The organism is Edaphovirga cremea (assembly GCF_003332275.1).
In the GTDB taxonomy this organism is placed as follows: Bacteria; Pseudomonadota; Gammaproteobacteria; order Enterobacterales; family Enterobacteriaceae; genus Edaphovirga; species Edaphovirga cremea.
Genome location: NZ_QOVA01000019.1, coordinates 16,418 through 34,201 on the forward strand (window position 1 = coordinate 16,418; position 17,784 = coordinate 34,201).

Genomic DNA, 17,784 nt, shown 5'->3' on the forward strand with positions numbered 1-17,784 from the left:
GTAACAACATGTTGATTCGGATGACTGATAAGGCCGTTCAGGTTAAGCTATCGCGCAATTGATGTACCCGCACTGAATAAGGCGTTATATGGCACAGAACTCCGACTATCACCGCATCAACGGCTGGTTATTAGTCCCGCTGGCATACCTGATCCTGTCACTGCTCAGCACTACGCTGCTTTTGGTGTTATATTTCATGGCGGTATTTATGCCGGAATCGCGAGAATATCTGGTGACCAATTCGCAGGCGTTCACCATGCAATGGTATTTCTCTGTGTTAACCGCAATTATTATGTGGATTTTCAGCGGTTGGCTATTGTGGATATTCTGCAAGCGTTCCGTTAAATTACCCAAAATATATATTTTGTGGCTGCTGGTTACCGTGCTGCTGGCGATTAAAGCCTTTGCCTTTTCACCCGTCACTGACGAATTGGCCGTGCGGGCGCTGGCTATGCCACTGCTGGCTGCAGCAATACTGGTACCCTATTTCAAACGTTCAAAGCGGGTTAAAGGAACTTTTACACAATAACCCAAAGTAATTGACGATGCAGGCAGGCAGCAAGTGAGCGAATCCCGATGAGCTGACACCCCTGCATCTTCAAGTACGAAGGGTATAACCCTGCTTTTACTCAGTTGTAGTCTGGCCGTCAATTTTGGATAATAGGCGGCTTTTCTTTTATTCAGGCAATGTAATGAGCGAATACCTACTCCTGTTTGTCGGTACTGTTCTGGTAAACAATTTTGTACTGGTTAAGTTTCTTGGCCTGTGCCCGTTTATGGGCGTGTCCAAGAAACTTGAATCAGCGATCGGCATGGGACTGGCGACCACTTTTGTGATGACGCTGGCGTCTATCAGTGCCTGGGCGATCAACGCCTTTATTCTGCTGCCGCTCGATCTGATCTATTTGCGTACCTTGTCTTTTATATTGGTGATCGCCGTTGTCGTACAGTTCACCGAAATGGTGGTGCGTAAAACCAGCCCATCGCTCTATCGTCTGCTGGGGATCTTCCTGCCGCTGATCACGACCAACTGTGCCGTACTGGGTGTCGCCTTGCTGAACATTAACCAGTCACATAACTTTATGCAGTCCGCGGTGTATGGATTTTCTGCCGCCGCAGGCTTCTCTCTGGTGATGGTGCTGTTTGCCGCCATTCGCGAACGTTTGGCCGTGGCTGACGTTCCGGCACCCTTCCGCGGTTCGTCCATTGCATTGGTGACTGCCGGGCTGATGTCACTCGCCTTTATGGGCTTTGCCGGGCTGGTGAAATTCTAATGATGTCGTTATGGATTGCCGTTGCGGCGCTGAGCGCCCTCGCACTGGTATTTGGACTGGTGCTGGGTTTTGCTGCCCGCCGTTTTGAAGTTGATGAAGATCCGATCGCGAGTCAGGTGGATGAACTGCTGCCGCAAAGCCAATGCGGGCAATGTGGTTATCCGGGCTGTCGCCCCTACGCCGAAGCCGTAGCCAATGGCGAACACATCAACAAATGTGCGCCCGGTGGCGAGCAGACGATGCTGAAACTCGCGGCCCTGTTGAATATCGATCCGCAACCGCTGGATGGTGATGCTGCCGTAGCAAATCCGGTGCGTAAAGTGGCGTATATCGATGAAAGCAACTGTATCGGCTGCACCAAATGTATTCAGGCCTGCCCGGTCGATGCCATCGTGGGTGCCACCCGCGCCGTGCATACCGTGCTCGCCGATCTCTGTACCGGCTGCGATTTGTGCGTTGCCCCTTGTCCGACTGATTGTATTGAGATGCAACCCGTCAAGATCACTACGTCCAACTGGAAATGGGATTTGAATGCCATTCCGGTTCAGGTTATTCACGCGGAGCAACATGTTTAATCTGTTTGCCGCCTTAAAAAAAGACAAAATCTGGGATTTCGCGGGCGGAATTCACCCCCCAGAAATGAAGACACAGTCCAGCCGCGTTCCGTTGCGGATTGCGCCATTAGCGGAAAAATTCATTATTCCACTCCAGCAGCATTTGGGGCCGGAAGGTGAACTGTGCGTCAAAGCCGGTGATCGGGTATTGAAAGGACAGCCGCTGACCATTGGCCGTGGCCGCACCCTGCCAGTTCATGCGCCAACGTCGGGTACCATCGTGGCGATTGCCCCGCATATCACCGCGCATCCATCCGGGTTGCAAGAGCTGTGCGTTCACATTGAGCCAGACGGTGACGATCGCTGGTGCCAGCGCGATCCTGTCGCCGATTACCACCAGATGGAACCCGCAGAATTGAACGAACGCATTCATCTGGCCGGTATTGCTGGTTTGGGTGGCGCGGGGTTCCCAACCGCAAGCAAACTGCAAGGCGGCTTGCAGAGCGTGAAAACGCTGATCCTGAATGCCGCAGAGTGTGAACCCTACATTACGGCGGACGACCGCCTGATGCAGGAGCATGCGGCGGAAATCATCACCGGTACGCGAATTCTTTGTCATCTGCTCAATCCTGAGCGGGTGATTATTGGTATTGAAGATAACAAACCCGAGGCTATCGCTGCGCTGAAACGGGCGTTGCAGCAAGACGGTGAAGCGGGCGTCAAATTCGAGCTGAAAGTGGTGCCAACCAAATACCCGTCTGGCGGTGCCAAGCAACTCACCCGCATTTTGACCGGTCTGGAAGTTCCGCATGGTAAACACTCGTCCTCGATTGGTGTGCTGATGCAGAACGTCGGAACGGTCTACGCCATTACGCGCGCCATTATTCACGGTGAGCCACTGATTGAGCGAGTGGTCACCCTGACGGGGGAATCACTGAAGCAGCCTGGTAATCTGTGGGCGCGGATCGGTACCCCGGTGGAGCATTTGCTGGCCTATGCCGGTTTCCAGCCGTCTGCGGATCACATGGTGGTGATGGGCGGTCCATTGATGGGCTTTACCCTGCCATCGCTGAATGTGCCGATCGTTAAAATCAGCAACTGCATTCTTGCCCCTTCCGCCAGCGAGATGGGCCAACCTGAGCCGGAAGAAGCCTGTATCCGCTGTAGTCAATGCGCCGATGCCTGTCCTGCCGGCCTGTTGCCGCAGCAGTTGTACTGGTTCAGCCGGGGTGAAGAACATGAGAAAGCACGTAATCATAATCTGTTCGATTGCATAGAGTGCGGTGCCTGCGCGTATGTCTGCCCCAGCAACATCCCGCTGGTGCAGTATTACCGTCAGGAAAAAGCCGAAATCAAAGCGATCGATCTGGAAGGACAACGCGCGGCAGAAGCCAAGGCGCGTTTTGAAGCCAGACAGGCGCGATTGGAACGTGAGAAAGTTGCCCGCGAAGAACGTCACAAACAGGCTGCGGTTAAACTCACCGATAGTCAGCATGGACAAGTTCAGGCCGCACTGGCTCGCGTTCGCACCAGGAAAGCCGATGAAGCCATTGAAGTGATCAACGGCCAGCAGCCAGATAACAGCGCCGTGATTGCAGAACGCGAAGCCCGTAAGGCGCAAGCGCGCGATCGACGTGCGGCGCAACCGACAGAGAATGAGAGCGTCTCAGAAGCTCAGGCCGACGCTGAAACGTCTGCGCACCAAGAAGATCCGCGTAAAGCCGCGCTCGCCGCAGCCATCGCACGGGCAAAAGCCAGGAAAGCGACAACCAACGCAGATGCCGCGCCCCCGAAAGATATCGCGCAGGCCGCCAACGATGCCGTGGAGCCTGACATTGCTGTCGATGAGCGTCAGGCCGCTGTTGCCGCGGCAATTGCCAGAGTAAAAGCGCGTAAAGCGGCGCAATCACTGACACCGCAATCCCTGACACAACCAGACTCCGCCAACGATCAGCCGCAAGAAACGGCCATTGCGGCAGGTGCAGAATACTTATCATCACAAGAAAGCGACCCGCGTAAAGCGGCAGTAGCCGCCGCTATTGCCCGTGCAAAAGCGCGCAAGGCCGCTCAGGCAGCAATGTCGGACGAGGATTAAATGGCATTCAGAATTGCAAGTTCCCCTTTTACTCACAACCGACAGAGTACCCGCAGCATTATGCTGTTTGTCATGCTCGCCTGTATCCCCGGCCTGTTGGCGCAAGTTTGGTTCTTTGGTTATGGCACCCTGATTCAGGTGGCACTGGCGATGGTTACCGCAGTGATTGCCGAAGGCGTGACGTTGTCACTACGCAAGCAACCCGTTTTAACCCGGTTAGGTGATAATTCCGCGTTGCTGACGGCGTTATTGCTTGGCGTCAGCCTGCCGCCACTTGCACCGTGGTGGTTGATTGTCATTGGTACCGTTTTCGCCATTATCATCGCCAAGCAGTTGTACGGTGGACTGGGACAGAACCCTTTCAACCCCGCGATGATCGGTTATGTCGTCCTGCTGATCTCTTTCCCGGTTCAGATGACCACCTGGTTACCGCCTGATGCCCTTCAGGCTGAGCCTCTTTCTCTGGTTGATACCTTTCTGAGTATTTTCAGCGGCCACACCAGTGAAGGATTGTCGGCCTATCAATTGCAACTGAATGTGGACGGCGTCAGTCAGGCGACACCGCTGGACGGTTTCAAAACCGGTCTGCGTTCAGGCCACAGCGCTGAACAGTTGATGGCACAACCGCTGTTTTCCGGCGTACTGGCGGGATTGGGCTGGCAGTGGATTAATCTGGGTTTTCTCGCGGGCGGTTTATTCCTGTTGTGGCGCAAAAATATCCATTGGCACATCCCGGTCAGCTTTCTGGTAACGCTGGCCTTTTGCTCGGGTCTGGCCTGGTTAGTGGCACCAGCAACCAATGCGTCGCCCATGATTCACCTGTTCTCCGGCGCAACCATGCTCGGTGCGTTCTTCATTACCACCGATCCCGTCACGGCATCAACCACGCCAAAAGGCCGCCTTATTTTTGGTGCCCTGATTGGTTTACTGGTATGGCTGATTCGTGCCCACGGCGGCTATCCTGATGGTGTTGCTTTCGCGGTTTTGCTGGCGAATATTACCGTTCCGCTGATCGATCACTATACCCAACCCAGAGTCTACGGGCATCGCTGAGGAATTGTTATGCTAAGTACCATGCGACGCCACGGCACCACGTTGGCGCTGTTTGCGGCATTGACCACCGGTTTGACCGCGTTGGTGCATGCACTGACCAAACCGACCATCGAACACCAGGCCGCGCTGCAACAGAAAGCGCTGTTTGATCAGGTATTGCCGCCAGAATTGTACAATAACAATCTACAGAAAGAATGTTACGTTGTCACTGATTCGGCATTGGGCAATGGACTTCCCCACTTTCTTTACCTGGCCCGGAAAGACGGCGTACCTGTCGCGGCAGCCGTTGAAACCACCGCACCGGACGGCTATTCCGGGTCGATCCAGCTGTTGGTTGCTGCGGACTTCCACGGTAACGTATTGGGTACGCGCGTGATCGAACACCATGAAACACCAGGGTTGGGCGACAAAATTGAACTGCGTATCTCAGACTGGATAAAACTTTTTGCCAGACAAACCATTAATGGCCCGGACGATCGCCGCTGGGCGGTAAAAAAAGATGGCGGAATGTTCGATCAGTTTACCGGTGCAACCATCACCCCGCGCGCAGTAGTGAACGCGGTGAAGCGTACCGGTTTGTATCTCGAAACATTACCATCACAAATCGACACTTTACCTGCCTGTGGAGAGAGTAATGAGTGAAGCCAAACGCGTCATCGTTGAAGGGTTGTGGAAAAACAATTCATCGCTGGTACAGCTATTGGGGCTCTGTCCGCTGCTGGCCGTGTCATCAACCGCCACCAATGCGTTGGGTCTGGGACTGGCAACCACATTGGTTCTCGTGTGTACCAATTCGTCCATTTCCCTGATGCGCCGCTGGATCCCCCATGAGATCCGCATTCCTATTTACGTGATGATCATTGCATCGGTCGTAAGCTGCGTGGAAATGCTGATAAATGCTTATGCGTATGGCCTGTATCAATCATTGGGGATATTCATCCCGCTGATTGTGACCAACTGCATCGTCATTGGCCGCCCAGAAGCCTACGCTGCCAAAGCGCCAGTACCTTATGCCGCGCTGGATGGCTTGGCGATCGGTCTCGGCGGCACCTGCGCACTGTTTGTTCTGGGTTGCCTGCGCGAAATTTTGGGGAATGGTACACTGTTTAATGGTGCGGACATGCTCTTGGGCAGTTGGGCGAAAGTGCTGCGTATTCAGGTCGTCCATCTCGACAACCCGTTCCTTCTGGCGATGCTGCCACCGGGCGCATTTATTGGCCTGGGATTGATGCTCGCCGGTAAATACCTGATTGATCAAAAGATGAAAGCCCGTCAAGTGCTGGCAACCGCTGCATCTCTTGACGTTACTCAGCATGGAGCAGAGAAGGCGTTATGAATAAAGAGAAACGCGTCAGCATTCTTACCCGGCTGCGCGATAATAACCCTCATCCTACAACGGAACTGGTTTACACCATGCCTTTTGAGCTGTTGATTTCCGTTCTGCTGTCGGCGCAGGCCACTGATGTGAGCGTCAATAAAGCGACAGCAAAACTCTATCCCATCGCCAATACGCCAGAATCCCTGCTGGAGCTCGGTGTTGATGGCCTAAAACAGCACATCAAGACCATCGGGCTGTTCAACACCAAAGCCGAGAATGTGATCAAAACCTGCCGCATTTTGCTGGAAAAGCACGGTGGTGAAGTTCCGGAAGATCGTGCGGCGCTCGAAGCCCTGCCCGGTGTGGGTCGCAAAACCGCCAACGTCGTATTGAATACGGCATTCGGCTGGCCGACGATTGCGGTTGACACCCATATTTTCCGCGTATGCAACCGCACCCATTTTGCGCCGGGAAAAACGGTGGATCAGGTGGAAGACAAATTGTTGAAAGTGGTGCCCGCCGAATTCAAACTGGATTGTCATCACTGGCTGATTCTGCATGGACGTTACACCTGTATCGCCCGCAAACCACGTTGCGGCTCATGCATCATTGAAGACTTGTGTGAATACGACAGCAAAACTGATTAAGCACGAAGGTGTATGCGGCTGACGAGTTGGCTTCGTCAGCCACTATTTTACAGCAGTGATGTTGACTGTTTCAGAACCACGTCGCAGGCTTTGGTCGTAATCTTCTCTTTGAGTTGATCGGTTGCCGTACCGAGATTGTTCAAATCAAGATTTTTACCCTGTCCGGTATGCAAAATACCACCCAATCCATCCTGATAATCCTGACTTTCCGCCCCGCTCGGGCTGGTAATGCCCAATTTGGTCAATAGCTTATCTTTGACTGCATCCGCATTGCCTGCGGACAGAACATTATTTTTCACGCAGTACTGTAAAATCCCCGCCGCATTGGTGGCGCTTTTCGCTTTAAGCGTGGTGTCACTGCCATTCAGCAAAGCCCCCAGAGACGCCAATGAATTACTGCCGCTACCCGATGATGACTGGTTCAACTGCTCAGTCGCCGCGCTTTTCAATGAGCCCAGTAGATCGGCATGTGCCGCACTTGCCATCAGGGCGCTACTGACCGCCAAAGCCAGCATGACGCGTTGGGTTACCTGCATAATTCACTCCTTTTTTAACTCATTAGACCTAAAAGACTGGGGCAGCTTGCCGCCTAACCATGCCTTAAGCAATGAGGTGTAATCTGACTTTTAAGCATTAAACTTGGCATTCAAGAGGTGTAAGCGCACCCTTGCATCCTTTTTAAAAACGAGTTCGGAGCAGGTTTTGGTTGATATTAGATTGATGTACGTGGAGGTCAAAAGATAGCTTTGTTGGTTGATTGCTTTGGCTTGGTTTTTTTTTCTTTCAATGTGAAGATCGGCAATCAAGCAGGGGACAAAAGCGTGTCCCCTGCACCCGCGCTTTCCGCAGCATTAATTGCCCGCGTTGCGGGTCCCCTCGGTTGTCATTGCGGCGGACGGGTCGGCTTTAGGCTACAGTCCCTGTAGCCGGACGCCTTTCGCCGCCGTCCTGACGGCTCATCCCTGCCTCCATTCCGCCCTCAGCAATTTATGATGCTCGGGGGGAAGGTCAACTTCAAGATGAACTTTGTATTTCAATGTCTGTGAAGGTCAAAAGATAGCTTTGTTGGTTGATTGCTTTGGCTTGGGTTTTTTTTCTTTCAATGTGAAGATCGGCAATCAAGCAGGGGACAAAAGCGTGTCCCCTGCACCCGCGCTTTCCGCAGCATAAATTGCCCGCGTTGCGGGTGCCCTCGGTTGTCATTCCGGCGGACGGGTCGGCTTTAGGCTACAGTCCCTGTAGCCGGACGCCTTTCGCCGCCGTCCTGACGGCTCATCCCTGCCTCCATTCCGCCCTCAGCAATTTATGATGCTCGGGGGGAAGGTCAACTTCAAGATGAACTTTGTATTTCAATGTCTGTGAAGGTCAAAAGATAGCTTTGTTGGTTGATTGCTTTGGCTTGGGTTTTTTTTCTTTCAATGTGAAGATCGGCAATCAAGCAGGGGACAAAAGCGTGTCCCCTGCACCCGCGCTTTCCGCAGCATTAATTGCCCGCGTTGCGGGTCCCCTCGGTTGTCATTCCGGCGGACGGGTCGGCTTTAGGCTACAGTCCCTGTAGCCGGACGCCTTTCGCCGCCGTCCTGGCGGCTCATCCCTGCCTACATTCCGCCCTCAGCAATTCATGATGCTCGGGGGAGGTCAAAGACAAAGACAAAGACAAAAGAAATACATAAATAAAACTAAAATTAAAACATCACGATTTTATCAGTTAATCATTATTTTTTTATCAGTAGCCTTTGACGTTGACCTTCCCAGAGCGTCATGACTCGCTGAGCGAAGGACGCAGGCAGGGGCGAACCGCCAGGATGGCGGTGAGAGGCGTCCGCCCACATGGATGTGGGCTAAAGCCGACCCGTCCGCCGGAGAGATGAGCGAAGGCACCGGCGCAGCCGGCGAGAAATGCCGCGGAAAAGCGCGGTGCAGGGCCGCGCTTACGGCCCTGCTTAGATGCCGATCTTCACACTAACAGAACAACATCATAGCGTAGGCATCTAACCAGCAAAGCTATCTTTTGACGTTCAAGAACATCAATAAACCCGTTTTAAAAAGCTACTCCCTCCCGAAGGGAGCAATTTCCCCCGCTAAAGCGGTGATCCTCGCAATCGCCCCCTCCATCATCTCCTCCGTAACACTGAATGGCATATTCTTCATGTCCGGTGCCACCAATGCCCGGCTGATGATCGCTCGGCGCTCGTCTGGTGTCAGATCATCCGCGACCTCATCTAACGTCAACGGTATCGAACACGCGCGGGCCAGCGCTAACGCGGCCAGTAACTGTTGATCATCACGGCCTTCCAACGCCAGCAAACAGAGATTGCCAAACCCCACTAACAATCCGTGAGGAATTTGCCGTGTTTTGGGGATCGCAGTAAAACCATCATATAAAGCATGTGCGGCAGCCGTATGACCGCCATTACTCATAATGGAGGTCAATCCGGCATACAGAAAAATGGCATCCAGCACCTGCTCCAGCGCAGCATTGGCCTTACCCTGCTCTAACGCCAGGCAGGCATCCGCAGCAAAGTTTTCTATCAGCGTAAAACAGAGTTCGCTATTAGTGCGTACGACACCCGCCAGCCCCTGCAACTTGTTGATATCACTGATCGCCCGGTACTCATACCACTTCGCCAAAGTGTCCCCCAACCCGGCAGAAAAACTGATCAAGGGTGAGCGGGCCAGCAAATCAGCGTCAATGACCGCCGCCGCAGGGCCGCTGGCAAGATGAAACATATCCCGGAAAACACCATCGTCATGATACCGAAATGCAATCGGGGTAATGGCTGAACACGTTGCCGCCACCGTTGGCAGGGTCACCACGGGAATATTACTCACCACCCCAGCGGCTTTGGCGGTATCCAATGCCCTTCCTCCCCCGGTGGCGATAATGACTTCAATCCCCTGGCGTTGAACAATATCTGCCAAACGATAAATATGTTGTTCGCTGCACTCTCCGCCATACCATTCACTTCCGGCATACCACATCATACTTTCGCTGAGTTGTTCGATGACCTGGGGCTCGACAAACGCGATTGCCCGTTTACCGCCTATCAATATGGCGCGTTGCCCTAGCCTGCCACACATCCTTCCCAAGTGAAGAATGGCCCCCCGGCCTCGTAAAACGCTGGCGGGGAAAACTAACCGGTGTGTAAACATACCTCTCCTTATAAATTACCCGTCATACCTCAAGCGGCATGCAGGAAATGAATGTTTTGAGGGGATAGGTTCTAAGTATGGTCAAAAAAAGAGTGCCGCGTGGAGGAATTGTCTATCTGCGGGAAATGGCGGAGCAAAGTGCCAGGGGGAGAATAATACGATTTCACGTAACCATGAAACCGTATTTGGCTTAGGATGAGATGAACTCCCTGCGTCAGTTTAGTGTTACGTCACTAACGCGGCAGTCGCTTATGCAAACGAGTTTTCCCGGTCATGGTCAATGTTGTATTTATAACCTTTATTTCTTATTGTCGTTATTGCATCGGCAAAACCGGCCATTTTAAGTGAACGCCTCAATTTACAGATCAGTTGAATCAGATTTTCATCATGAGTACATTTGTCGCACCCTGGCCAGAGTTGAGTGATTAAAGTATCTCTGTCAATGATCTCACCGGGTTTCGATTTGAGACAAAAGAATAGACGCCGTTCCATTTCCTGAAGAAATAACACATTAAAAGAGAATGCAATATTGTCTTCATCATTAATCTCGTTATCAGTACTGAATGCATGCGGATGGTGTTGTTGTCTCATAGAATTTCCCTTTTTAGAAAGTAAATACAAGGGATTATCATAGATAAATTCTCTGTCAGGCATCATGCATTCAGCGCCGTGCAAATCTGCAAAAAATAAAAACATTAAAATTCATACAGTAAGATAGCACATCTCATAGGAATTGATGAAAAAAAGATATTTTCGAAGCATATAATGATTCTCATGATGAATCTGGGTGATAATTAACCCCTCCTAAAAATCAAGGCAACATAAATAAAAAAATCATCACCAAGACGAAATATTTTAATAAAAAATTAACATTTATAATGCACTTTGTCTTTATTTTTTGGTGAGAAGAGAAAAACTCAGGAAACATAATTTAACGTGAGTTTATAAATGGCGGGTTTTTGACGTTCTTTGACATAAAATAGTCATTTATTTTTGTTAAAAAAACTAAAAGCGGAACCCAATGGGCTGCCGTCATTCAACAGATCGGTATCGCCAACACCTTCCTTCTCGCGACCCCTTTAAGGGCATCATGGCGGTGATACTGCTGTAGGGTTATCCTTTGCTTATCTGGCGCAAGTCACAGGCTTAACATCAGGAGTTGTTATGAAAATTATCAATGCCGTTCTCCGTCAGCAAAACGGAACTTTCACACTGGATATCAAAGATGGTGTGATTGCGGCCATCGAGCAGCAATCATCAAACGCCCTGCAAGTGGAAGGTGCTATTGATGCAGCCGGTCAATTGGTGATTCCTCCTTTGGTCGAGCCGCATATTCACCTGGATGCTACGCTCACCGCCGGTGAACCAGAATGGAATATGAGCGGAACCCTATTTGAAGGGATTGAGCGCTGGAGCCAGCGCAAAGAGACCATTTCTCACGAAGATACCAAAAAACGCGCCCATACAACGATTGGGATGCTGCGGGATCACGGTATTCAGCATGTACGAACCCATGTGGATGTGACCGACCCAACGCTCGCCGCGTTGAAAGCCATGCTGGAAGTGAAGGAAGAGGCGCGATCCCTGATTGATTTACAAATAGTGGCCTTTCCGCAGGAAGGAATCGAGTCCTATCCCAATGGCCGCAAACTGATGGAACAGGCGATCGAAATGGGGGCAGATGTCGTGGGCGGCATTCCTCATTTTGAAAATACCCGCGTTCAGGGCGTCAGTTCAATCAAGTTCCTGATGGATCTTGCTGAACGCACTGGCTGCCTCGTCGATGTACACTGTGACGAAACGGATGATCCGCACTCCCGCTTTCTTGAGGTTCTGGCTGAAGAGGCCCGAGTCCGTGGCATGGGCGCTCGCGTCACTGCGAGCCATACCGTCGCCATGGGATCTTACGATAATGCCTATTGCTCGAAACTGTTCCGCTTGCTGAAACTCTCGGGGATCAGCTTTATCTCCTGTCCGACCGAAAGTATTCATCTGCAAGGTCGATTCGATACCTTCCCCAAACGCCGTGGCGTCACACGCGTGGCCGAACTGGATCGCGCGGGCATGAATGTCTGCTTTGGCCAGGATTCGATCAAGGACCCGTGGTATCCGCTGGGTAATGGCAACATTCTGCGCGTGCTGGATGCCGGATTGCATATCTGCCATATGATGGGTTATCAGGATCTGCAACGCTGTCTTGATCTCGTCACAGATAACAGCGCGAAAGCGATGCATTTGGGTGAGCGTTATGGCATCGCCGTCGGACGCCCTGCCAATCTGGTGATTCTGGATGCAGAAAATGATTATGAGGCAGTACGACGCCAGGCTAAAGCCCACCTGTCTATTCGCCATGGGGAAGTGATCATGCGTCGCCAGCCAGAACGCATTGAACGCTACGGCATGTAATTTGGTCATTTTGACGGTTTTGGCCATATCACGGCGATTCGCAGGAGTCGCCTTTCTCTTATGGCCGAATCGGTTCGAATTCCCCTCACTGCCAAAAAAGCCTATTATTCCAACACCATAATTCGACTGATTTAGGGAGTGATGATGACGACAGAACCCGAAATATTGCGCTTACGCGACGTGAGTTATGAAATTAACGGCACGTCGATCCTGAATGAAGTCTCGCTGAGCCTGAGAAAAGCAGAATTCACCTTAATCACTGGCCCGTCAGGTTGCGGTAAAAGTACCCTGCTCAAAGTGATCTCTTCACTGATCAGCCCCACCAGCGGCAGCATTCTGCTTGATGGCAAAGATATCGATGCGATCGCTCCGGAACACTATCGCCAGCAGGTTTCTTACTGTTTCCAGACACCGGTTCTGTTCGGTGAGACGGTATACGATAACCTGGCGTTGCCTTACCAGATCCGCCACCAGAAGGTAGATGAGACCAAATTGAAAGAGGGTCTGACCCGGCTTCTGCTGCCCCATGAGATTCTCAACAAAAGCATCAATGAGCTTTCCGGTGGGGAGAAACAGCGGATCGCCCTTCTGCGCAACCTGCAGTTTACGCCACGTATTCTCCTGCTCGATGAGATCACCAGTGCTTTGGACGAAGACAACAAAAAGAACGTTAACCAGATGATCCGGGAGTTGGTCGATCACCAGGGTGTCGCAGTGCTTTGGGTCACACACGATCAAAACGAAATCAGTCATGCCGATGAAGTCATTGTCATGAAAAATCATGCGGTGGAGAGCTATTCATGAACCAGCATAACATTACCAACCAGTCTCTCATGCTGGCGCTGGTTCTGGTCGTCATTGCGATACTCATCAGTAAGAGAGAGAAACTCGGTCTCGAAAAAGACATTATCTGGAGCATCGCCCGCGCCATCGTCCAACTCATTATTGTTGGCTATGTCCTGAAGTATATTTTCGATGTCGACAATGGCTTACTGACGATCCTGATGGTGCTGTTTATCTGCTTTAACGCCGCACTGAATGCCCGCAAACGCAGTAAGAATATCGACCATGCTTTTGTGATCTCTTTTATTGCGATTTCGTCAGGTACGGTGCTTACCCTGACCGTGCTGATCCTCAGCGGTTCGATCGAGTTTACCCCGATGCAGGTAATTCCCATCTCCGGCATGATCGCCGGTAATGCCATGATCGCGGTGGGTCTGTGCTACAACAATCTCAATCAGCGTTTTAAAGACCAGCAGCAGAAAATACTCGAAATGCTCAGCCTGGGTGCCTCGGTGAAATATGCCTCACGCGGGATCATTCGTGACAGCATACGTTCATCGTTGATTCCTACCGTCGACTCAGCAAAAACAGTAGGACTGGTGAGCTTGCCGGGGATGATGTCCGGGTTGATATTTGCCGGCATTGATCCGGTAAAAGCCATCAAGTACCAAATAATGGTCACCTTTATGCTGCTTTCAACCGCCAGTTTATCAACGATAATCGCCTGCTATCTTGCCTATCGCCGGTTTTACAACAAACGACAGCAATTACTGATGAAACCCTGACAGGTAAATCGTGTGTAATACGCTACCCGCGCGTCAACGCGCAGAGAAGAGTAATAACCGTTTTTTACGAAAACCAGTGATCCTACCCCATAAACAATAGGAAAATCATGCTGACTCGTGCTCCAGTTCTGCAAACCAACCGCCTGAGATTGCAAGCCCATACCGCACAGGACATCGACCACGTCGCGGCCCTGTGGGCAAATCCGGATGTGGTAAAATACATCGGTGGTACCCCGTCAAGTTATGAGGCGAGTTGGAGCCGTTTGCTGCGTTATGCCGGACATTGGCAACTATTGGGTTTTGGTTACTGGGCCATCTTTGAGTCTGGCAGTGGCGCTTTTATCGGTGAAATCGGACTGGCGGATTACCGCCGCGAAATTACACCTTCACTGGCGGGCATGCCTGAAATGGGCTGGGCTTTATCACCTGAGTTTCATGGCAAAGGTTACGCCTACGAAGCGGCAAAGGCGGTTCTGAACTGGGCCGACGAGCAGAACATCACCACCACCTGCTGTATCATTTCGCCAGAACATACATCGTCGCTGAAGCTGGCGGCGAAATGTGGCTTTCGCGTCACTGCCGAGAGTGTTTATCATCAGGAGGCGATTCTTCAACTTCAACGCACTGCATCGAATCCCCCCTTTCTGCCGGGTAAGCGTTTTTAACTTTATAGCGTTTAAACGCTATTGTGTTTTCACGCTATCGTATTTTCACTCACTAGCGTTGATGGCGTTATTACGCCATCAACTCGCACCAAAAAGTGGCTATTTCTGGTCGCGCTTATTTCGGCTCGACGGACTGATAGATTTCAATTTCATGTTCACCTGATGATCCATCATTCAGGTAACGTTCATAACATGCGCCCATCGTCGGTTGATACTCACTCGCAGCCAATTCCTGGTAAAAGTCATGCCAGGTCTGGGTGAACTGATCGGTTTTAATTTTGGCGTAATACACCGCATATAACCCACCGGGGATCGTCTGCTCACTGACCAGCACTTTTTGGTCAACCGGCATCTCAAATCCTTCGGCGACACCAAACACGACATCGGCACGCAACTCTTGTGGTGGCACCTGTGAGGGATCGTCCCAATACAGGGCCAGCCAGTCACCCGGCACAACCTGATGACGTGAACGCCACGCATAGAGTTGTTCAAAACCCTGAGGAATTGTCTGTGGATATGGGCCGACAACGCGCACGCCAACGACATTGATGGGATCTTTTTCAACAATTTTTATAGCCATAGTGTGTTCCATGTGTCTGATGATTTGAGAGATCAGTGTGATTGATGCCTTACCGGCGCCAACCGCACAACACGCCGACCGTGTTTTGCCTGAGGCTGTTTTTTTGCAAAAGAACCTTCTGCATAAATACCCTTTTACTCAAGTAGTTTTTTAATCAAGAAAAAGCACGTCGGACTGCACCGCCATAACAACTGTTTATTTATACAGTAAATAATATTATAAAGGCAATACTTTTTTAAGCATTTAGCGGCCACTCACAAGTATTAGCGCGATCCCCTTTTTCCGCCAGAATCGTCACTGTCATACAATATCTGGTTGCAAAAGCCACTCTGCGCTGTCGTTCCAGACATCCAAATAGGGATTGACGCCCGGTTGATGGCGACATGCGATTGAAAGGCAATCCAGTACCTGCCCGATTCAACGGGTATTATCGGTCAGCCATGGGATAGGGCCTATTCACCTTAATTATTCAACAGGCATAAAGCCCTGGTCGATCAGATGTTGCTGACCGGAGGGCTAAAAGCGGCTTTTCATTCATTTGTGAAAGGTATCGACTGTTACTATTCCCCGTTTGCTGTCAAGGGACATTCTTTCTTCCTGAGGCAATAAGCACATTTTATTAACGATCATTAATAAAAGTTTGACACGGGTCGGTCAGATGAATAGATTACGGACGTGAACTATTCATCCTGCATTCATCTGCGAATTGAGAGCGCCTGATATGACGGAATATAATAAAGACCACGATTTGATTGATGAATTGGTCAATTGGATCGAGGTACATCTGGACACGGCACCGCGTATCGACATGGTGTCGCTGAAATCAGGTTACTCCAAGTGGCACCTGCAACGTAAATTCCGCGACATGACCGGGATAAATATCGCGACTTATATGCGCAACCGCCGCCTGGCCAAGTGTGCAATCGCACTGAAAACCAGCCATGAATCCATTATTGATATCGCGACGCAATACAGTTTTGATTCTCAGCAGACGTTTACCCGCGCCTTTAAAAAGCGCTTTGCCACCACGCCACTCCAGTATCGCCTCTCACCCGACTGGCAGTTTGATCTCTTGACGCCGCGTTTCAGTTTTAACGATAGTTTTAATCTGGATGTTGAGTGCGTCAACTTGCCAGAGATGCATCTGAAGCGCCTGCGTAATGATGTGACGCTGGTGGATAAAAGTATCGAAGGTAACAGTCGCCCCAATTATCAGGCCATCCGCGACCAAATGATGTGCGAAGTATTTTCTAAAACCGATGTGCGCAAAAGCCCGATCATCACCGTAATGACCGGTGACACGCAAAACGGCGAGCAAAATAGCCTGCGCTATATGTTGGCGGAGAATGCGAGTACCGGACTGCATGACAGCGGCCAGCATTTATCAGTAGCCGGTGGGGAATTTGTCTCGATCCGTTTTAGCGGCACGGTGAATGAAAGCCATAAGTTAACCCGCTATCTTTTTGATGAAGTATTGCCTGAATTACGCAAAAAGATTACCGCCAGCCAGGAAATTGAGCAGATCAATTTCGATGATGAAATATTCACCTCCCGCTGGGCGCAATCGAAGATCAATTACCACTATCTGTTGTCAGTAAATTAAAAGCCTATTGTCGGTAAATTAAAGGGCTTGGCGTTTGGTGCGGCCTGAGCACTCCTGCCGTCGGCCCTTCCGGCGGCAGCGTTTCAACCGATCAGCATACACCGAAATCATCATCCTCTTTGTACAGTGCGAGCTCGCTGCTGTTGAATGTGCGCGTCTGTTCCTGATCCAGATTGGTCCACTGGCACTCCACCGTATCGCCTTCTACGCTGACCACCCGCATACGTTGCCCACCGATCACCGGCTGGACGGAATCACCGACATTGAATGACATGATGTTCTCCTTAATACATTGGAATTCGAGTCTGCATTTAAAGCGTAGCACCCTCAACCATAATGCATGCCTTCCAGCTTCAATCCATCGGGATCAAGGAAAAAAACAGCGTAATAGTCAGGGTAGTATTCGTCGGCAGGATCGACGACCCTGACATGATTCTGAATAAGGAAGGTCTGGAGTTCATCGACATCCTTTCGGTCATTCAGCGAGAAAGCATAATGATGGAAACCGATGTCACCCAAGCGGTAAGGATGTTTTATCCCTTCATCATCAGCGGCATAGATCCAAAAGCGGGTAGAACCGTTACTCCAGCCTTTTGCTCCCTCGAACTCATCCATGACCTTGAAACCGAGAAAGTCAAAAAATGCGCTGTAGAACGCGTTTGATGCAGTGAAATCACTGACGGTGATAACGAGATGGTCGACGGCCTGGACGCGGGACATGATCTGTCTCCTTCAACCCTAGCAATCCTTTCAGTATAGCGTGGCAGGAAAAAGGAAGCGGGCCGGATCGATTTCCGCCTTACGCTTTTCCTGTAGTGGCAAATGCATGTCTTCGTGCCTTTTTGAAATCTGCGCGCGATAGCGTATG

Annotated in this window: 19 protein-coding genes; 13 read left to right on the plus strand and 6 right to left on the minus strand. The window is 50.9% G+C overall.

Going from position 1 to position 17,784, the window contains the following annotated elements; all coding sequences use genetic code 11:
- Positions 1-88: 88 nt before the first annotated feature.
- The 8 genes from DRI82_RS18700 to nth all read left to right on the plus strand — a co-directional run bounded on the left by DRI82_RS18700 (position 89) and on the right by nth (position 6,941).
- A complete protein-coding gene (locus DRI82_RS18700; protein WP_114195427.1) occupies positions 89-529 on the plus strand; it encodes a DUF2569 domain-containing protein in 441 nt (146 codons plus the stop codon).
- 163 nt (positions 530-692) lie between these two features.
- The gene (rsxA, locus tag DRI82_RS18705) at positions 693-1,274 is read left to right on the plus strand and encodes an electron transport complex subunit RsxA (protein ID WP_114195428.1); all 582 of its coding nucleotides are present in this window, start codon (positions 693-695) and stop codon (positions 1,272-1,274) included.
- A complete protein-coding gene (gene rsxB, locus DRI82_RS18710; protein WP_114195429.1) occupies positions 1,274-1,849 on the plus strand; it encodes an electron transport complex subunit RsxB in 576 nt (191 codons plus the stop codon). The genes rsxA and rsxB overlap by 1 nt, the downstream gene beginning before the upstream one ends.
- Entirely contained in the window at positions 1,842-3,923 is a 2,082-nt protein-coding gene (gene rsxC / locus DRI82_RS18715) for an electron transport complex subunit RsxC (RefSeq protein WP_114195430.1), read from the plus strand. The genes rsxB and rsxC overlap by 8 nt, the downstream gene beginning before the upstream one ends.
- Positions 3,924-4,976, plus strand: a complete 1,053-nt coding sequence (rsxD, locus tag DRI82_RS18720) for an electron transport complex subunit RsxD (protein WP_114195431.1) — start codon at positions 3,924-3,926, stop codon at positions 4,974-4,976. It begins immediately after the preceding gene.
- A gap of 9 nt (positions 4,977-4,985) precedes the next feature.
- The gene (gene rsxG, locus DRI82_RS18725; protein ID WP_114195432.1) at positions 4,986-5,618 is read left to right on the plus strand and encodes an electron transport complex subunit RsxG; all 633 of its coding nucleotides are present in this window, start codon (positions 4,986-4,988) and stop codon (positions 5,616-5,618) included.
- Entirely contained in the window at positions 5,611-6,312 is a 702-nt protein-coding gene (locus tag DRI82_RS18730; RefSeq protein ID WP_114195433.1) for an electron transport complex subunit E, read from the plus strand. The genes rsxG and DRI82_RS18730 overlap by 8 nt, the downstream gene beginning before the upstream one ends.
- Positions 6,309-6,941, plus strand: a complete 633-nt coding sequence (nth, locus tag DRI82_RS18735; RefSeq protein ID WP_114195434.1) for an endonuclease III — start codon at positions 6,309-6,311, stop codon at positions 6,939-6,941. The genes DRI82_RS18730 and nth overlap by 4 nt, the downstream gene beginning before the upstream one ends.
- 47 nt (positions 6,942-6,988) lie before the next feature.
- Here the strand turns inward: nth and DRI82_RS18740 are convergent, their stop codons facing one another.
- The 3 genes from DRI82_RS18740 to DRI82_RS18750 all read right to left on the minus strand — a co-directional run bounded on the left by DRI82_RS18740 (position 6,989) and on the right by DRI82_RS18750 (position 10,685).
- Positions 6,989-7,477, minus strand: coding sequence for a YjjA family protein (locus DRI82_RS18740; protein WP_114195435.1), 489 nt, complete (start codon positions 7,475-7,477; stop codon positions 6,989-6,991).
- A 1,513-nt stretch (positions 7,478-8,990) separates the two neighbouring features.
- Positions 8,991-10,094 (minus strand): iron-containing alcohol dehydrogenase family protein, encoded by a 1,104-nt coding sequence (locus DRI82_RS18745; protein ID WP_114195436.1) that lies wholly within the window; start codon positions 10,092-10,094, stop codon positions 8,991-8,993.
- A 249-nt stretch (positions 10,095-10,343) separates the two neighbouring features.
- Positions 10,344-10,685 (minus strand): winged helix-turn-helix domain-containing protein, encoded by a 342-nt coding sequence (locus DRI82_RS18750; protein WP_157968098.1) that lies wholly within the window; start codon positions 10,683-10,685, stop codon positions 10,344-10,346.
- Between the two features lie 573 nt (positions 10,686-11,258).
- On the opposite strand from DRI82_RS18750, the gene codA reads away from it, so the two are divergent.
- The 4 genes from codA (at position 11,259) to DRI82_RS18770 (ending at position 14,733) form a co-directional block, all read left to right on the plus strand.
- Positions 11,259-12,500, plus strand: coding sequence for a cytosine deaminase (gene codA / locus DRI82_RS18755; protein ID WP_114195438.1), 1,242 nt, complete (start codon positions 11,259-11,261; stop codon positions 12,498-12,500).
- Between the two features lie 144 nt (positions 12,501-12,644).
- Positions 12,645-13,304 (plus strand): iron efflux ABC transporter ATP-binding subunit FetA, encoded by a 660-nt coding sequence (fetA, locus tag DRI82_RS18760; protein WP_114195439.1) that lies wholly within the window; start codon positions 12,645-12,647, stop codon positions 13,302-13,304.
- The gene (gene fetB, locus DRI82_RS18765) at positions 13,301-14,068 is read left to right on the plus strand and encodes an iron efflux ABC transporter permease subunit FetB (RefSeq protein WP_114195440.1); all 768 of its coding nucleotides are present in this window, start codon (positions 13,301-13,303) and stop codon (positions 14,066-14,068) included. The genes fetA and fetB overlap by 4 nt, the downstream gene beginning before the upstream one ends.
- A gap of 107 nt (positions 14,069-14,175) precedes the next feature.
- Positions 14,176-14,733 carry a GNAT family N-acetyltransferase gene (locus DRI82_RS18770; protein WP_114195441.1) on the plus strand — a complete coding sequence of 186 codons (558 nt, stop codon included), beginning with the start codon at positions 14,176-14,178 and terminating at the stop codon, positions 14,731-14,733.
- 115 nt (positions 14,734-14,848) lie between these two features.
- Here DRI82_RS18770 and DRI82_RS18775 read toward each other — a convergent pair whose 3' ends face one another.
- Positions 14,849-15,313: a GyrI-like domain-containing protein gene (locus DRI82_RS18775; protein WP_114195442.1), complete on the minus strand. Its 465-nt coding sequence runs from the start codon at positions 15,311-15,313 to the stop codon at positions 14,849-14,851.
- A gap of 721 nt (positions 15,314-16,034) precedes the next feature.
- Here DRI82_RS18775 and DRI82_RS18780 point away from each other — a divergent pair.
- Positions 16,035-16,916, plus strand: coding sequence for a helix-turn-helix domain-containing protein (locus DRI82_RS18780; RefSeq protein WP_114195443.1), 882 nt, complete (start codon positions 16,035-16,037; stop codon positions 16,914-16,916).
- Between the two features lie 91 nt (positions 16,917-17,007).
- On the opposite strand, the gene DRI82_RS18785 is transcribed toward DRI82_RS18780, so the two are convergent.
- A complete protein-coding gene (locus DRI82_RS18785; protein ID WP_114195444.1) occupies positions 17,008-17,190 on the minus strand; it encodes a DUF2158 domain-containing protein in 183 nt (60 codons plus the stop codon).
- A 53-nt stretch (positions 17,191-17,243) separates the two neighbouring features.
- On the minus strand, positions 17,244-17,636 hold the full coding sequence (locus DRI82_RS18790; protein ID WP_114195445.1) for a VOC family protein: 393 nt from the start codon (positions 17,634-17,636) through the stop codon (positions 17,244-17,246).
- Positions 17,637-17,784 lie beyond the last annotated feature (148 nt).

Coding starts and splice junctions, on each gene's coding strand:
- rsxA (WP_114195428.1), top strand. CDS start 693: ATGAGCGAATACCTACTCCTGTTTGTCGGTACTGTTCTGGTAAACAAT.
- rsxC (WP_114195430.1), top strand. CDS start 1,842: ATGTTTAATCTGTTTGCCGCCTTAAAAAAAGACAAAATCTGGGATTTC.
- rsxB (WP_114195429.1), top strand. CDS start 1,274: ATGATGTCGTTATGGATTGCCGTTGCGGCGCTGAGCGCCCTCGCACTG.
- DRI82_RS18730 (WP_114195433.1), top strand. CDS start 5,611: ATGAGTGAAGCCAAACGCGTCATCGTTGAAGGGTTGTGGAAAAACAAT.
- DRI82_RS18740 (WP_114195435.1), bottom strand. CDS start 7,477: ATGCAGGTAACCCAACGCGTCATGCTGGCTTTGGCGGTCAGTAGCGCC.
- DRI82_RS18770 (WP_114195441.1), top strand. CDS start 14,176: ATGCTGACTCGTGCTCCAGTTCTGCAAACCAACCGCCTGAGATTGCAA.
- rsxG (WP_114195432.1), top strand. CDS start 4,986: ATGCTAAGTACCATGCGACGCCACGGCACCACGTTGGCGCTGTTTGCG.
- DRI82_RS18790 (WP_114195445.1), bottom strand. CDS start 17,636: ATGTCCCGCGTCCAGGCCGTCGACCATCTCGTTATCACCGTCAGTGAT.
- nth (WP_114195434.1), top strand. CDS start 6,309: ATGAATAAAGAGAAACGCGTCAGCATTCTTACCCGGCTGCGCGATAAT.
- DRI82_RS18750 (WP_157968098.1), bottom strand. CDS start 10,685: ATGAGACAACAACACCATCCGCATGCATTCAGTACTGATAACGAGATT.
- fetA (WP_114195439.1), top strand. CDS start 12,645: ATGACGACAGAACCCGAAATATTGCGCTTACGCGACGTGAGTTATGAA.
- fetB (WP_114195440.1), top strand. CDS start 13,301: ATGAACCAGCATAACATTACCAACCAGTCTCTCATGCTGGCGCTGGTT.
- DRI82_RS18700 (WP_114195427.1), top strand. CDS start 89: ATGGCACAGAACTCCGACTATCACCGCATCAACGGCTGGTTATTAGTC.
- DRI82_RS18775 (WP_114195442.1), bottom strand. CDS start 15,313: ATGGCTATAAAAATTGTTGAAAAAGATCCCATCAATGTCGTTGGCGTG.
- DRI82_RS18780 (WP_114195443.1), top strand. CDS start 16,035: ATGACGGAATATAATAAAGACCACGATTTGATTGATGAATTGGTCAAT.
- DRI82_RS18745 (WP_114195436.1), bottom strand. CDS start 10,094: ATGTTTACACACCGGTTAGTTTTCCCCGCCAGCGTTTTACGAGGCCGG.
- codA (WP_114195438.1), top strand. CDS start 11,259: ATGAAAATTATCAATGCCGTTCTCCGTCAGCAAAACGGAACTTTCACA.
- DRI82_RS18785 (WP_114195444.1), bottom strand. CDS start 17,190: ATGTCATTCAATGTCGGTGATTCCGTCCAGCCGGTGATCGGTGGGCAA.
- rsxD (WP_114195431.1), top strand. CDS start 3,924: ATGGCATTCAGAATTGCAAGTTCCCCTTTTACTCACAACCGACAGAGT.